Raw genomic sequence first — 13,775 nt, forward strand, 5'->3', positions numbered from 1 at the left:
GATCAGGCGCAGTCCGGGCAGATCCCGATGATCTCCACCGTGTGGCTGACCTCGGTGAACCCGTGCTCGCGGCCGATGCGCTCCGCCCATTCCTCCACCGGTGGGTCGGCCACTTCGACGGTGCGGCCGCAGTGCCGGCACACCAGGTGGTGGTGATGATGGCTGGAGCAGCGGCGGTACACGGACTCGCCGGACGGATTGCGCAGCACGTCGACCTCGCCCGCGTCGGCCAGGCTCTGCAACGTCCGGTAGACGGTGGTCAGGCCGATGCCCTCGCCGCGGTTGCGGAGCTGTTCGTGCAGCTCCTGGGCCGAGCGGAAGTCGTCGACCTCGTCGAGCAGGTTGGACACGGCTGCTCGCTGCTTGGTGGCCCGCAGTCCCGGTACCCCGACCGCGGGACGCTCGCCGGTGGTCACGCTGTCTCAGTCTCCTGTCGGCTCAGGGGCACCGCGGTGCCCGCAGCAGCCTCGGACCGGGGAACCTCGGTGTCCGGTCCGGACTGCCGTGCTGCGGTGGTCTCCTCGGCGTGCGCCGCCGCGTCCACGACGATGTGCGCGAGGTGCTCGTCGACGAGGCGGTAGACGACTTCGCGCCCCTGCCGCCGACCCTGCACGACACCGGCCGACTTCAGCACGCGCAGGTGCTGGCTGATCAGCGGCTGGGCGACGCCGAGCGCGTCGACGAGTTCGTGCACGCAGCGCCCGCCGACCCGCAGCTGCAGCACGATCGCGATCCGGACCGGGGCGGCCAGCGCCCGCAGCAGCTCACCCGCTTCCACCAGGGTCTGCTGGTCGCGCAGCGGCGCGGGGCTGGCCGCGCGGTCCGGCGAGTGCACGTGGTCGGCGGTGGTGTCCAGCCCGCCGTCTGCCCCGGGAGTCGGTTCCGCAGCGGGATCCGGGCTGTCGGCGGCCATGGTCTTCCTTTCCGGGGCGGCCCGACACGGGGTCGCCTGCCTGCGCTGTCTGCTGGCTGGAGCGCGGTCACCTGCCTGCGGGGTCCGCCTGCCGGTGCTGCGCGACGGGCGCCACGACCACCATCTTACGGGTAAGGTCACCCGCCCCGGCGGCTCAGCCGCCACCGCCGCCCACGCACCGCACCGGTCCGGGTGCGCCGCGTCGCCGCGGGCGGGCCGGACCGGGCGCGCGAACCGGAGTCCGCCATCGGTACGCTGGGAGATCTCACCAGCAGTCATACCAGGGCAGCTGGACCTTTCCCGTCGAAGATGATTCCGGAGTGACCGTGCCCGCCGACCAGATCGACACGATCGTCAATCTCTGCAAGCGCCGTGGTTTCGTCTACCCGTCCGGGGAGATCTACGGCGGTACCCGCTCGGCGTGGGACTACGGACCGCTCGGGGTCGAGCTCAAGGACAACATCAAGCGCCAGTGGTGGAAGTCGATGGTGCAGGGCCGCGACGACGTCGTCGGCCTGGACTCGTCGGTGATCCTGCCGCGCCAGGTGTGGGAGGCCTCCGGGCACGTGACGGCCTTCCACGACCCGCTGGTGGAGTGCACGCACTGCCATCACCGGCACCGCGCGGACCAGCTGGCCGAGGAGTACGCGGCGCGCACCGGCAAGGACGTGGACGAAGGCGACCTGTCCGACGTGCCGTGCCCGAACTGCGGCACCCGCGGCCAGTACACCGAGCCGCGCGAGTTCAACATGATGCTCAAGACCTTCCTCGGTCCGGTGGAGAGCGAAGAGGGGCTGCACTACCTGCGGCCGGAGACCGCCCAGGGCATCTTCGTCAACTTCGCGAACGTGATGACCACGGCGCGCAAGAAGCCCCCGTTCGGCATCGGCCAGATCGGCAAGTCGTTCCGCAACGAGATCACCCCGGGCAACTTCATCTTCCGCACCCGCGAGTTCGAGCAGATGGAGATGGAGTTCTTCGTCGAGCCGGGTGATGACGAGCAGTGGCACCAGTACTGGATCGACGAGCGCACGCGCTGGTACACGGACCTCGGGATCGACCCGCAGAACCTGCGGCACTACGAGCACCCCAAGGACAAGCTCTCGCACTACTCCAAGCGCACGGTCGACATCGAGTACCGGTTCCGGTTCGGCGGGCAGGAGTTCGGCGAGCTGGAGGGGGTGGCCAACCGCACCGACTTCGACCTCAGCACGCACTCGAACCATTCCGGTGTGGACCTGTCCTACTTCGACCAGGCCAGCGATTCCCGCTACCGGCCGTACGTGATCGAGCCGGCGGCCGGGGTGGGGCGTCCGATGATGGCGTTCCTGGTCGACGCGTACTACGAGGACGAGGCCCCGAACGCCAAGGGCGGGGTGGACAAGCGCACCGTGCTGCGTCTGGACCGCAGGCTGTCGCCGGTGAAGGTCGCGGTGCTGCCGCTGTCCCGCAACTCCGACCTCTCGCCGAAGGCCAAGGACGTCGCCGCCGAGCTGCGCAAGAACTGGAACGTCGACTTCGACGACGCCGGTGCCATCGGCCGCCGCTACCGCAGGCAGGACGAGATCGGCACGCCGTTCTGCGTGACGGTCGACTTCGACACGCTGTCCGACCACGCGGTCACCGTGCGCGAGCGGGACACCATGTCCCAGGAGCGGGTCGCGATCGACAAGCTCCCCGAATACCTGGGAGCCCGCCTGGTCGGCTGCTGAGGAGATGCGCCGCTCGCGGCGGGCCGATCCGCGGATCTGGGACGATGCGAAGGTGAATCATCAGCGATCCGCCCCGGTCGGGTTCGGCCGGATCCTGCGCCGGGTTCTGGTCGGGGCGCTGCTCGTGGCCTTGCTGGTCGGTGGCGGTACCGCCATCCGCGTGTGGCAGGTGGCGCGCACCGACGACCGGCGGCCGGTGGACATGGTGGTGGTGCTCGGCGCCGCCCAGTACCACGGCGAGCCCTCGGACGTGCTGCGCGCGCGACTGGAGCAGGCGCTGGACCTGTACCGGGCGGGGCTCACCCAGCACATCGTCACGGTCGGTGGCAGGCAGTCCGGCGACGTCTACACCGAGGCGCAGGCCGGCCGGGAGTGGCTGGTCGAGCACGGCGTGCCGGAGCAGCGGGTGCTCGACGTGGATACCGGCAGCGACACGCTCGGCAGCATCTCGGCGGTGGCGCGGCTGGCCGGCGCGCACGGTTGGGACAGCACGCTGATCGTCAGCGACCCGTGGCACTCGCTGCGTGCCCGCACCATGGCGGGCGATTTCGGGCTGGACGCCTGGGCCTCGCCGACGCGCTCCGGTCCGGTCGTGCAGACGCGGGCGGCGCAGAGCTACTACATCGGCCGGGAGACGGCCGCGCTGCTGTACTACCGGCTGACGCACTCCTCGGCGGAGGCGATGTTCGTCGGCTCGTGATGCCGCCGCGGTGTCGGCGCGGGCTCGTAGGCTGGCAGCGATGAGCTCCAGCCCCGCCCGATCCGACCCCGCCGGCTACGCGGCGCACGACGTGCAGCGCCGGTTCGCCGAGCCGACCAAGCTCGCCGCGGAGGACGACGGGGACGCGCGCTCGGCCTTCGCCCGGGACCGGGCCCGGGTGCTGCACTCGGCGGCGCTGCGCAGGCTGGCGGGCAAGACCCAGGTGGTCGGCCCGGAGGAGGGCGACGTCCCGCGCACCCGGTTGACGCACTCGCTGGAGGTCGCGCAGATCGGGCGCGGTATCGCGAGTGCGCTGGGTGCCGATCCGGACGTGGTCGACATGGCGGGCCTCGCGCACGACATCGGGCACCCGCCGTTCGGGCACAACGGCGAGCGGGCGCTGGACGAGCTGGCGGCCGGGATCGGCGGTTTCGAGGGCAACGCGCAGACGCTGCGCATCCTGACCCGGCTGGAGCCCAAGGTCGCCGAGCCCGCGGAGGTGCGGCACGGGCTCAACCTCACCCGCGCGTGCCTGGACGCGGCGACGAAGTACCCGTGGCCGAAGCATCCGGAACACGCCAAGTTCGGTGCCTATGCCGACGACCTCGCGGCGTTCGAGTGGATGCGCGCGGGTGCGCCGGAGGGGCGCCGGTGCTTGGAGGCGCAGATCGTGGACTGGTCCGACGACGTCGCCTACTCGGTGCACGACCTGGAGGACGGCGTCGTCTCGGGGCGGATCTCGCTGCGCTCGCTGACCTGCCCGGATGAGCGCGCCGAGATCGTGCGGATGGCGGCCGAGCGGTTCTGGCCGAGCGGTCCGGGCAGCGAGCCGGGGGTGCTGGAGGAGGCGGTGGACCGGCTGCTCCGGTTGCCGGTGCTGGCCGCCGCGCTGGACTTCGACGGCGGGTTCGCCGCCCAGGTTGCGCTGAAGCGGCTGACCAGCGAGCTGGTGGGCCGGTTCGTGGCCGCGGCGGTGTCCGGGACGCGGGAGGCGTTCGGTCCCGGCTCGCTGACCCGGTATTCCGCCGACCTGGTGCTGGATCGGCCGGTGGTCGCGGAGGTGGCGGTGCTCAAGGCGGTGGCGCTGCGCTACGTGATGAGTGATCCGCGCAGGCTGCGCATGCAGCGCGAGCAGCGCGCCCTGCTCGCCGAGCTGTTCCGGGCTCTGGTGGCGGGGGCGCCGGGCTCGCTGGACCCGGTGGCGGCCGAGGCGTGGTCGCGGGCCGGGGATGCGGACGCCCGGCTGCGCGCGGTGGTGGACCAGGTGGCCTCGCTCACCGATGCGCAAGCGGTGGCCTGGCACCGCCGGCTTGTACTCTCCGAAGCAAGGTAGATGTGACGTTCACCGGTTAGGGATGAGTTGATCTGGGTCTTTCCCGGAGAATACTCACTCAGCGTGATGCGTGGCGTGGTCCGACGCCGAGCAACGCGCGGACCTGCACCCCCGTCAGGTCGTTCGGTGGCCGTGCGCCGCGGGCGACCACGGCGCGGCTCCGGCCCGCGCCGCGAGGAGACCCCCGATGCCCAACCGGCACTACATCCAGAAGCTCGTCGTCAGCGGTGAGCCCTACATCAACACCGACAACCTGGCCGACTGGGTCAGCGACCTGCACTGGGACGACCCCTCGGCCCAGCACGCGGCCAACTACATCGCCCAAGAACTGCGGCTGATGGGCCTGTCCGACATCGAGGAATCGCTGCGCTGACCGCGGCCCCCTGATCCGCCGGTGGCGCTCGGACCCCCCGACGTCCGGGCGCCACCGGCATGCCACCCGCCGCACGGGCACCACCGGGCGCACGCGGCTGGCAGACTCGGCGTGCGCCTGGTCCCGACGCGGAACGGAGCACGCCGGCCGTGCGAGAACACCTCGACTTCTGCCTGTCCCTGCACCAGCGGTTCCCCGCGAGCGGTGCGGCATCGACGTGCTGGTCGCCGTACTCGGTGGTCAGCGCGCTCGGACTCGCCGCTGCCGCCACGGCCGGTGCCACGCGGCAGGAACTGGTCACCGCGCTGCGCAGCGACCCCGGACCGCTCGGGCGCGCGGTCGGCGCTGCAGCGGACCTGCCGGGCGCCGGCGACGGTGGTCCGGAGCTGGCGGTGGCCAACACGCTCTGGACCCGTTCGGACGTCCCGGTCGAGGACGCCTACCTGCAGCAGCTGCGCGGTTGGCCGGGCAGCGCGGTGCGCAGCGCACCGTTCGCCGAGGACCCGGACGGGGCGCGGCGCTCGATCAACGCCGATGTCGCCGACACCACCCGCGGACTGATCCCGGAGCTGCTCGACGCGGGCTCGGTACACCCAAACACGGTCGCCGCCCTGGTCAACGCGCTGTACTTGAAGCTCGCCTGGCAGCACCCGTTCGACACCGCGGCCACCAAGCGCCGCGCGTTCCACGCCCCCGGCGGTCGGCGCGAGGTCGCCACGATGCGGCACACCCGCACCTTCGGGTACGCGGCGCAGCACGGGTGGCAGGTGGTCGCGCTGCCGCTGGCAGGCGGCGCCGAGGCGGTGGTGCTGCTGCCGGACGGCGAGCTCACCGCGGCCGAACCGGACCTCGACGCCGCCCGGCTCACCGACCTGCTGCAGGCCCCGCAGGACCGCCGCCTGGACCTGTACCTGCCGAAGTTCGAGGTCACCGGACGCGCCGAACTGCAGCAGCCGCTCGGCGCGCTCGGCGTGCGGACGCTGTTCACCCCGGCCGCCGACTTCTCCGCGCTGACCTCGCTGCCGCTGCGGGTATCGACGATCGTGCACCAGGCGGTGCTGGAGGCCGATGAGAGCGGGATCGAAGGCGCGGCCGCGACCGCGGTGATGATGCGGCTGACCTCGGCGGTGCGCGAACCCGATCCGCTCGTGGTCCGGGTCGACCGGCCGTTCCTGTTCCTGGTGCGCCACCCGGGAACCGGGCTCGTGTACTTCCTGGCGCGGGTGACCGACCCGAGCTGACCGGCTGTCACACCGCGGCTCACCGCCCCGTCACCCCGGTACGGCCCGAATCGCGCGGGCCGACGGCGAAAGGGGCGCGTCATGCCGAGGATTCCACGCAGGCGCAGCGACCAGGACGGGCCGCTGGTCCGGCTGATCTACGCGTTCTGCAAGCGCAAGTACGGTGCGGTGCTCGATCCGGTGGCGGTGCTGGCGTGGCACCCCCGGTTGGTGCTGGCCGGTGCCGCCGGTGAGTTCGCCGCCGAGCGGGCGCTGCGCGTGCTGCCGGGCGAGTTGCGCGAGATCGCGCAATACCGGGTGGCCACCGAGATCGGCTGTTCCTGGTGCGTCGACTTCGGGCAGATGCAGCAGCGGCACCGGGGACTGGACGTCGAACGGCTCGCCGAGATCGGCGACTACCGCACATCGCCGGCGTTCACCGCGGACGAGCGGCTGGTCATCGCCTACGCCGATGCCATGACCGCGGTGCCGATGCAGGTCACCGACGAGCAGGTCGCCGAACTCGACCGCCGGTTCGGGCACGCGGGCGTCGTGGAGCTGACCTATGCGATCGCGTTGGAGAACGAGCGCACGCGGGTCAACCACGCGCTGGGCATCACCGAGCAGGGCTTCACCTCGGGGACGGCATGCCGGGTGCCGGAGCCCGGTGCCGCGACCGCCGGGAGTGGTTCGTGACCCGGCGGATCGTCGTCGTCGGCGCCGGGTACGCGGGTGTGGTCGCCGCGCACCGCATCGCCGCGCGCTCCGCGGCCCGGGTCACGGTGCTCAACGAGCGGGAGCACTTCGTGGAACGCGTCCGGCTGCACCAGTGCGCCGCCGGGCAGCAGCTGCGCGCGCGGCGGCTCGGGGAGGTCGTCGGTCCGCGCGCCGAGGTGCTGGTCGGCCGGGTGGCGGCGATCGAACCGGAGGCGCGGAACGTGCGGTGGTCCGGCGGGGGAGCGGTGGGCTATGACCTGCTGGTCCTGGCCACCGGCAGCGTCCCGGACGTCGGCCGGATCCCCGGTGCGGCCGAAAATGCCTGCCACATCGGCGATCTCGATGGGGCGGTGCGGGCGCGCGGTGCGCTCGCGGCGGCCCGCGAGGTCCTCGTGCTCGGCGGCGGGCTCACCGGGATCGAAGCCGCCACCGAACTGGCCACCGAGCGGCGGTCGGTGCGGCTGGTCAGCGCGGGACCGGTGGGCGCGGACCTGTCCGCACGCGGCCGCGAGCATCTCGCCCGGGTGTTCGCGCGGCGCGGGATCCGGGTGCACGAGGGCCGCGCGGTCCGGCGGGTCCGCGCCGACGGCGTCGAACTGGCCGACGGTGCGCGGCTGTCCGCGGACGTCGTGCTGCTCGGCGCCGGGTTCACCGCGGCACCGCTGGCCGCCGCGGCCGGGCTGGCGGTGGACTCCACCGGGCGGGCGCTGGTCGACGCCGGTCTGCGCTCGATCTCCCACCCGGAGATCCACGCGGCCGGTGATGCCGCGCACGTCGTCGGTTCCGGGGGCGAACCGCTGCGCATGGCCTGCGCGGTAAGCATCCCGGCCGGCCGCGCCGCGGCGGATGCGGTGCTGGCCCGCATCGCCGGACGGCCGCCGGAGCCGTTCCGGTTCGGGTTCCTGCTGCAGTGCATCAGCCTCGGCAGGCGTGACGCCCTCGTCCAGCCGGTCCGGCCGGACGACTCGCCGCGCGAACTGGTGCTGACCGGACGCCCGGCCGCCGTCGTCAAGGAGACCATCGTGCGCGGAGCGGCAACGGCCGCGCGGAACCCGGTGCTGTCGGCCTTCGGCGCCACGGGCGCGCCGGTGCTCGGCAGCTGACCGGCGCAGTGGATCAGAACGGGACGCGGGTGAGCTTGTCCGGGTTGACCACGTCGTAGATTTCGCCGACCCGGCCGTCGCGCACCGCCAGGCACATCACCCGCGGTTCGACGTCGGCCGAGCCCGGCAGCAGCAGGCCGAGATCGCCGTTGACCAGTACCGGACGCCCCCCGGCGAACAGCTCGGCCCCGTACTTGGCCACCAGGCCGGCCGCGAACCGGGCCACCTTGTCCGCGCCGACCACCGGCCGTCGGGCGGTTCGGGCCCGCCCGCCGCTGTCCCCGTAGACGACCGCGTGCGGGTGCAGGGCCCGGCTGATCGCCGCCAGGTCGCCGGAGCGCACGGCGGCCAGGAAGTCGTCGAGCAGCTGCTGCTGCACCGGCAGCGGCGCGCGCTCCGGCGGATCGGCCGCGGCCAGCGAGCGGCGTCCGCGGGACGCGTGCTGGCGGGCGGCCGCAGCGCTGCAGCCCAGCACCTCGGCGATCTCGCCGAACGGCACCTGGAACCCGTCGTGCAGCACGAGCGCGAACCGCTGGTCGGCGGGCAGCTCGTGCAGCACCCGCAGCACCGCCATCCGCAGGTCGTCGCGATCGGCGGTGATGCTGCCCGGATCGTCTTCCCCGGTGCGCACCAGCGGTTCGGGCAGCCACGGCCCGACGTACTCCTCGCGCCGGGCCGCCGCCGAGCGCACCCGGTCCAGGCAGAGCCTGCTGACCGCGGTCGTCAACCACGGCCCGAGGTCGCGCACCTGGTCGGGACCGGTGCGCACCAGGCGCAGCCACGCCTCCTGCACCGCGTCCTCCGCGTCGGCGACGCTGCCGGTGAGCCGGTAGCCGATGCCGATCAACCTGCCGCGGTGCTGGTCGAACTCGGTGGCCAGCGCACGCTCGTCGGTGGGCACGCCGCCGATTCTGCCGCACCTGCGGCGCTAGGTCCCGGGCAACGGTGGAACCGCGCGCCGGTGCGCCTAGACTGGTGCCGTGACGGGAAGGATCCGGGAGAGCGATATCGCGCAGGTGCGCGAGCGCAACCGGATCGACGACGTCGTCGGCGAGTACGTAGCGCTGCGCAACGCGGGCGGCGGCACGCAGAAGGGCCTGTGCCCGTTCCACGACGAGAAGACCCCGTCGTTCAACGTCCGGCCCAGCCACGGCACGTTCCACTGCTTCGGCTGCGGTGAGGGCGGCGACGTCATCGCGTTCCTGATGAAGACCGAGCACCTGGGCTTCGTCGAATCGGTCGAGCGGTTGGCCGACAGCGCCGGGATCGAGCTGCAGTACGAGGGCGGCACGCCCGGGCCGAAGCGCGATCGCGGCACTCGCGCGCGGATGGTCGAGGCGCACCGGCTGGCTGCCGAGTTCTACGCCGAGCAGCTGCGTTCGGCCGAGGCGCGGCCCGCCCGCGAGTACCTGGCCGAGCGCGGGTTCGACGAGGCCGCCGCCGACAAGTTCGGCTGCGGATTCGCTCCGTCCGGGTGGGACAAGCTGACCAAACTCCTGCTGTCCAAGGGTTTCGAGCCCGAGGAGCTGATCAAGGCCGGGTTGTCCAAGGAAGGCCGCCGCGGGCCGATGGACCGGTTCCACCGGCGACTGCTGTGGCCGCTGAAGGACCTCAGCGGCGATGTGGTCGGTTTCGGCGCGCGCCGGATCTTCGACGACGATCCGATCGAGGCCAAGTACGTCAACACCTCGGCCACCCCGATCTTCAACAAGTCCCAGGTGCTGTTCGGCATCGACCTGGCCAAGCGGGAGATCGCCAAGCGCAGGCAGGCCGTCGTCGTCGAGGGCTACACCGATGTGATGGCGCTGCACCTGGCCGGGGTGCCCAGCGCGATCGCCTCCTGCGGCACGGCGTTCGGCGACGAGCACATCTCGGTGCTGCGGCGGCTGATGATGGACGAGGACACCTTCCGCGGCGAGGTCATCTTCACCTTCGACGGCGACGAGGCCGGGCAGAAGGCGGCGCTGAAGGCGTTCGAGGGCGAGCAGCAGTTCGCCGGGCAGACCTACGTGTCGATCACCCCGGATGGCATGGACCCCTGCGAGCTGCGCCAGGCCAAGGGGGACGCGGCAGTGCGCGATCTGGTCGCGCGCAGGCGCCCGCTGTTCGAGTTCGCGATCCGCAGCCTGCTCGGCGACTACGACCTGGATTCGGTGGACGGCCGGGTCGCCGCGCTCAAACGCACCGTGCCGCTGGTCGCGCAGATCAAGGACCCGGCCAGCCGGGACGGCTATGCCGCCAAGCTGGCCTGGTGGGCGGGCTGGAACGACGAGAACCAGGTGGTGCGCCGGGTCCGCGAGTCGTCCGGCGCGCCGGTCAAGCCGAACCGCAAGCGCCCGCGCCGGGACACCGGCCAGCAGTCGCTGGGCGTGGAGGCCGAGCTGCCCCAGCGCCCGCCCAGGCATGATCCGCGCTGGCTGCAGCGCGAGGCGCTCAAGGCCGCTCTGCAGGTTCCGGCGCTGGCCGGTCCGGTGTACGACGCGCTGCCGGAGGACGCGTTCACCGAGCCCCTCTACGCCGAGCTGCACCGCGCGGTGCTCGCCGCCGGCGGGACGACCTGCGGGCTGGCCGGCGCGGAGTTCGTGGACGCGATCGGTCAGCAGTGCGCGAGCCAGCCCGCGCGGTCGCTGCTGACCGGGCTGGCGGTCGAGCAGCTGGAGATGAAGTCGGCCGACGACCCGAAGTACGTCTCCGCGATCGTCGCCCGGCTGCAGGAGCAGCTGGTGAGCGGGCAGATCGCGGACATCAAGTCGAAGGTGCAGCGCATGTCGCCGCTGGAGGACGCGGAGGAGTACAACGCGCTGTTCGGCGATCTCGTCGCGCTGGAGGGCTACCGCAAGGCGCTGCTGGAGCAGGCGATGGGCGGTTTCGAATGATCGCGCCGCTGCGCAGGCTGGTGCGCCGGCTGTCCGGCGGCGGAGTTCCGGACGGTTTCGCGGGGGAGCTGGCCGCCGACGAGCACGTGCTGGCGTCCGCGCGCACCGCGGACGGCGGGGTGCTGCTGGCGAGCCGGTTGGGCGTGTGGCTGCCGGAGGGGCGGCGGGTCGGCTGGCACCTGCTGAGCAAGGTCTCCTGGAATTCCGGTTCGTTGTCGGTGATCGAGGCCGAAGAGGTGGACGCGGCGGGCGAGGCGGTGCTGCTGCGCGATCTGCCCGCGCGCCGGTTCCGGCTGGCTGAGCCGGGCCGGATCCCGCAGGTGCTGCGCGAGCGGGTGGACGGGTCGATCCGGTCCCGCGATCACCGCGAGCTGCCCGGCGGCGGGGTGTGGGTCGTGCAGCGCAAGGTGCCCGGCCGGGACGGGGTGCTGCTGCAGGTGCGTCCGGATCCGGGCACGGACGAGGCGGCGGTGCGCCGGGTGGCCGCCGAGGTCGCCGATCGGGTCCGCCGCGCGCGCGAAGCCCGCTGACGCTCGTCCCTGACCTGCACAGATGCTGGATCCGGGGGGTGGTTGAACCCCGGTGGCGCCGATCGGCTAGAGTGGAATCCGTCAGCGGGAGAGCTGACCGGACGTTCCTCCGTAGCTCAATGGCAGAGCATTCGGCTGTTAACCGAAAGGTTGCTGGTTCGAGTCCAGCCGGAGGAGCACTTCACCCCAGATCTGCGGATCTGGGGTTTTTTTCTCGTCTACCGCCCCGGTTGCGCGTTTGTGATCACCTCTTGCCGAGGTCGTTGTCCGGGCCTCGGGAGCCCGCAGTGGGCCCGCCGGACTGCGTTTCCGCCGGTCGCGGACGAGGTGGGGCCCATCACCGCACACCGTGGGACGGCTGCCGGTTCGGGTAATCTCGAAGCACGCGATCACGATCGATCGTCGGCGTTCGCACGACACTGCGAGTCGGTGCGCGCCGTCCCGGCAGAGTGGCCAGATCGCGGATGTGCCAAGAGTTTTCGCTCGTCCTGTCACCTGTTCAGGCGGATGGTCCGGGCGGCGGCTAACGGCGCGGAGCGTCTCTCCGATGCCTTGGTTGTCCGGCTCGCGGGCGCCGGTGCGGACGAGCACGATGTGCACAGGCCCTCGTTCGAGGTCCAGGCACACCACCGGTAGTTCCCGCGCGATCGTCGGCGACATCGAACCGTGATCGTGCGGATGCAACGCGCTCTCCGCTGCGCTCCGTCTCCGGCGCAGCGGGTGTTCCGCCCACGGAGGCAAGCGAAGGACGGGGGAACTCGACATGTCCGCACCGGGTATCGGCAAGCCACCACACCTCTCGTTGCCCGATTTCGACGCCGTGACCAGATTGCCGAAACCGATCAAGGCCGTCGTGTACTTGATCGGACTGTCGGTGCTGACGGTGGCCGGCCTGATCGTATTGGCGGCGACCACCCTGGTCATCGGGCAGCTGTCCGGAGTGTTCGACGTGTTCAGCATGCTCGGCTGAGCCCGCTCGGCGATTCCCCGGGGCCGGCGCACCGCGGATGCGCCGGCCCCGTCTCGTGCCCGCCCCGAGATCGAGGACCCCGCCCGCGCAACGGTGTTCGCGCCGGTCCCGCCCGCTCCGCCACGCCCGTGCCGCGCACCCGGAGACCGCTCAGCACCCGGACCTCGCTACGATCGCCGTGGTGTGCACAACACCGCGGGGGCAGTAGCTCAGCAGGTCAGAGCAGCGGACTCATAATCCGTCAGGTCGGGGGTTCAAGTCCCCCCTGCCCCACATATCCGCAGGTCATAGCTTTGCTGACCTTCGTTCGGTAGGACTGGACGAGCCGTTCGATCGGTGCACGCCGTCGTCGTTCAACGATGCCGCCGAGACGATGTGCGACGACGCCACCGGATTCCGGTGCGCGATGGACGCGGAGACGTTGGGAAAGCTGCTGACCTCCTCGCTCCGAAGCGGAGTCGGCGTGATCGGCTTCGGGGTCTGCCGTCGCGCCCGTTCCCGGCGATAAGCCCAGCACCACTGGCGGAACGCGTCGAAGTCCGCGAATCCGGGGACTTCGACGCATCGGTGCGCCTGGGCGTCGTCCTCCTCGCCGGAGACCCGTCGTACGTACTCGACCAGACCGAAGACGTAGACCGCCTCGCCGTGCGGCCGCACGTACACCTGGCCTTCCATGGCCAACACCCAGCTCGCTCGACTCACACGCACCCTCAAAACGGACAGATAGGCCAGTCGGGCCAAAGCTATAAGGCCAAACAGGCCCGAAAGGCCAGACAGGCAGCACAGGCCAGTGATCCGCCCTGCCTTCGCGGCGTGGCCAAGCGTTTGCTGTCGTCCGGGGAACTGGCGGATGAGCTCGGCATCTCCCGGCGCTCGATCAGCCGCTACGCCGACGAAGGACTCATCTCGGTCGCCCTGACCACTCCGGGCGGGCGCTACAAGTTCGACCTGAACACGGTCCGCGAAGAGCTCCGCAAGATGGCACAGGAACGCCGCGACCAGCGATAATCACGTCGTGCAGACCGCCAGGCTCTTCTCCCGTCGATGCGTGCCAGCGACGACAAGGTGTTCACCACCCGAACGCAGTGATCGTGCTCGATGGCGCCTCGGCGTCCCACTTGGTTCCGGTCCCCGCCAGCACCTACGCGGATCAGCTCGGCCAGGCCTTGCGTGACGGGCTCACCGAGGAGCCGGATCAGGACTTGCCGGACGCGTTGTAGCGCGCCACTGCGGGCCGACACCAGCCAGCAGAGATCCATACCGCGACGTTTACCGGCGACAGTTTGCAGCGAGTATCCGTCTCAGTCCACTGGGTCCGCGGCTCGCTG

At 71.7% G+C, this 13,775-nt stretch carries 16 protein-coding genes and 2 tRNA genes; 14 read left to right on the plus strand and 4 right to left on the minus strand.

The features are described from left to right. Window positions 1-2 precede the first annotated feature (2 nt). Window positions 3-416 carry a Fur family transcriptional regulator gene (locus tag IQ251_RS08970; RefSeq protein WP_193928022.1) on the minus strand — a complete coding sequence of 138 codons (414 nt, stop codon included), beginning with the start codon at window positions 414-416 and terminating at the stop codon, window positions 3-5. Then, complete coding sequence (locus IQ251_RS08975; protein ID WP_193928023.1) at window positions 413-913, minus strand: ArsR/SmtB family transcription factor; 501 nt, start codon at window positions 911-913, stop codon at window positions 413-415. The genes IQ251_RS08970 and IQ251_RS08975 overlap by 4 nt, the downstream gene beginning before the upstream one ends. 326 nt (window positions 914-1,239) lie before the next feature. On the opposite strand from IQ251_RS08975, the gene IQ251_RS08980 reads away from it, so the two are divergent. The 7 genes from IQ251_RS08980 to IQ251_RS09010 all read left to right on the plus strand — a co-directional run bounded on the left by IQ251_RS08980 (window position 1,240) and on the right by IQ251_RS09010 (window position 8,071). After that, window positions 1,240-2,625, plus strand: a complete 1,386-nt coding sequence (locus tag IQ251_RS08980) for a glycine--tRNA ligase (RefSeq protein ID WP_193928117.1) — start codon at window positions 1,240-1,242, stop codon at window positions 2,623-2,625. A gap of 52 nt (window positions 2,626-2,677) precedes the next feature. Further along, a complete protein-coding gene (locus IQ251_RS08985; RefSeq protein WP_370591292.1) occupies window positions 2,678-3,325 on the plus strand; it encodes a YdcF family protein in 648 nt (215 codons plus the stop codon). 40 nt (window positions 3,326-3,365) lie between these two features. After that, a complete protein-coding gene (locus tag IQ251_RS08990) occupies window positions 3,366-4,658 on the plus strand; it encodes a deoxyguanosinetriphosphate triphosphohydrolase (protein ID WP_193928025.1) in 1,293 nt (430 codons plus the stop codon). Between the two features lie 187 nt (window positions 4,659-4,845). Further along, window positions 4,846-5,031: a hypothetical protein gene (locus IQ251_RS08995; protein WP_193928026.1), complete on the plus strand. Its 186-nt coding sequence runs from the start codon at window positions 4,846-4,848 to the stop codon at window positions 5,029-5,031. A 149-nt stretch (window positions 5,032-5,180) separates the two neighbouring features. Further along, window positions 5,181-6,272 (plus strand): serpin family protein, encoded by a 1,092-nt coding sequence (locus tag IQ251_RS09000; RefSeq protein WP_370591293.1) that lies wholly within the window; start codon window positions 5,181-5,183, stop codon window positions 6,270-6,272. Between the two features lie 81 nt (window positions 6,273-6,353). Then, the gene (locus IQ251_RS09005; RefSeq protein ID WP_193928028.1) at window positions 6,354-6,947 is read left to right on the plus strand and encodes a carboxymuconolactone decarboxylase family protein; all 594 of its coding nucleotides are present in this window, start codon (window positions 6,354-6,356) and stop codon (window positions 6,945-6,947) included. Continuing rightward, window positions 6,944-8,071 carry an NAD(P)/FAD-dependent oxidoreductase gene (locus tag IQ251_RS09010; protein WP_193928029.1) on the plus strand — a complete coding sequence of 376 codons (1,128 nt, stop codon included), beginning with the start codon at window positions 6,944-6,946 and terminating at the stop codon, window positions 8,069-8,071. The genes IQ251_RS09005 and IQ251_RS09010 overlap by 4 nt, the downstream gene beginning before the upstream one ends. Window positions 8,072-8,084: 13 nt before the next feature. Here IQ251_RS09010 and IQ251_RS09015 read toward each other — a convergent pair whose 3' ends face one another. Continuing rightward, the gene (locus IQ251_RS09015) at window positions 8,085-8,972 is read right to left on the minus strand and encodes a sigma-70 family RNA polymerase sigma factor (RefSeq protein WP_193928030.1); all 888 of its coding nucleotides are present in this window, start codon (window positions 8,970-8,972) and stop codon (window positions 8,085-8,087) included. Between the two features lie 79 nt (window positions 8,973-9,051). Here IQ251_RS09015 and dnaG point away from each other — a divergent pair, with 79 nt between their 5' ends. The 5 genes from dnaG (at window position 9,052) to IQ251_RS09040 (ending at window position 12,720) form a co-directional block, all read left to right on the plus strand. Further along, window positions 9,052-10,947 (plus strand): DNA primase, encoded by a 1,896-nt coding sequence (gene dnaG / locus IQ251_RS09020; RefSeq protein ID WP_193928031.1) that lies wholly within the window; start codon window positions 9,052-9,054, stop codon window positions 10,945-10,947. Further along, window positions 10,944-11,477: a hypothetical protein gene (locus IQ251_RS09025; protein ID WP_193928032.1), complete on the plus strand. Its 534-nt coding sequence runs from the start codon at window positions 10,944-10,946 to the stop codon at window positions 11,475-11,477. Before dnaG ends, IQ251_RS09025 begins: the two co-directional genes overlap by 4 nt. A gap of 105 nt (window positions 11,478-11,582) precedes the next feature. After that, window positions 11,583-11,654 (plus strand) — tRNA-Asn (locus tag IQ251_RS09030). Window positions 11,655-12,240: 586 nt separating this feature from the next. Next, the gene (locus IQ251_RS09035; protein ID WP_193928033.1) at window positions 12,241-12,447 is read left to right on the plus strand and encodes a hypothetical protein; all 207 of its coding nucleotides are present in this window, start codon (window positions 12,241-12,243) and stop codon (window positions 12,445-12,447) included. A gap of 198 nt (window positions 12,448-12,645) precedes the next feature. Next, window positions 12,646-12,720: transfer RNA gene (locus tag IQ251_RS09040), tRNA-Ile, on the plus strand. 12 nt (window positions 12,721-12,732) lie between these two features. Here IQ251_RS09040 and IQ251_RS09045 read toward each other — a convergent pair. Beyond that, a complete protein-coding gene (locus IQ251_RS09045; protein WP_193928034.1) occupies window positions 12,733-13,122 on the minus strand; it encodes a hypothetical protein in 390 nt (129 codons plus the stop codon). A 138-nt stretch (window positions 13,123-13,260) separates the two neighbouring features. Between IQ251_RS09045 and IQ251_RS09050 the strand changes: the two genes are divergently transcribed. Both IQ251_RS09050 and IQ251_RS19965 read left to right on the plus strand, forming a co-directional pair. Continuing rightward, a complete protein-coding gene (locus IQ251_RS09050) occupies window positions 13,261-13,455 on the plus strand; it encodes a MerR family DNA-binding transcriptional regulator (RefSeq protein ID WP_370591294.1) in 195 nt (64 codons plus the stop codon). Between the two features lie 77 nt (window positions 13,456-13,532). Then, on the plus strand, window positions 13,533-13,667 hold the full coding sequence (locus IQ251_RS19965; protein WP_255526571.1) for a hypothetical protein: 135 nt from the start codon (window positions 13,533-13,535) through the stop codon (window positions 13,665-13,667). Window positions 13,668-13,775: the final 108 nt, after the last annotated feature.

This window comes from Saccharopolyspora montiporae, assembly GCF_015209505.1.
Taxonomy (GTDB): Bacteria; Actinomycetota; Actinomycetes; order Mycobacteriales; family Pseudonocardiaceae; genus Saccharopolyspora; species Saccharopolyspora montiporae.

Excerpts from the sequence above, each read along its gene's own strand:
- IQ251_RS09005 (WP_193928028.1), top strand. The coding sequence starts at position 6,354 with ATGCCGAGGATTCCACGCAGGCGCAGCGACCAGGACGGGCCGCTGGTC.
- IQ251_RS09025 (WP_193928032.1), top strand. The coding sequence starts at position 10,944 with ATGATCGCGCCGCTGCGCAGGCTGGTGCGCCGGCTGTCCGGCGGCGGA.
- IQ251_RS08995 (WP_193928026.1), top strand. The coding sequence starts at position 4,846 with ATGCCCAACCGGCACTACATCCAGAAGCTCGTCGTCAGCGGTGAGCCC.
- IQ251_RS08975 (WP_193928023.1), bottom strand. The coding sequence starts at position 913 with ATGGCCGCCGACAGCCCGGATCCCGCTGCGGAACCGACTCCCGGGGCA.
- IQ251_RS09035 (WP_193928033.1), top strand. The coding sequence starts at position 12,241 with ATGTCCGCACCGGGTATCGGCAAGCCACCACACCTCTCGTTGCCCGAT.
- IQ251_RS08990 (WP_193928025.1), top strand. The coding sequence starts at position 3,366 with ATGAGCTCCAGCCCCGCCCGATCCGACCCCGCCGGCTACGCGGCGCAC.
- IQ251_RS09045 (WP_193928034.1), bottom strand. The coding sequence starts at position 13,122 with ATGGAAGGCCAGGTGTACGTGCGGCCGCACGGCGAGGCGGTCTACGTC.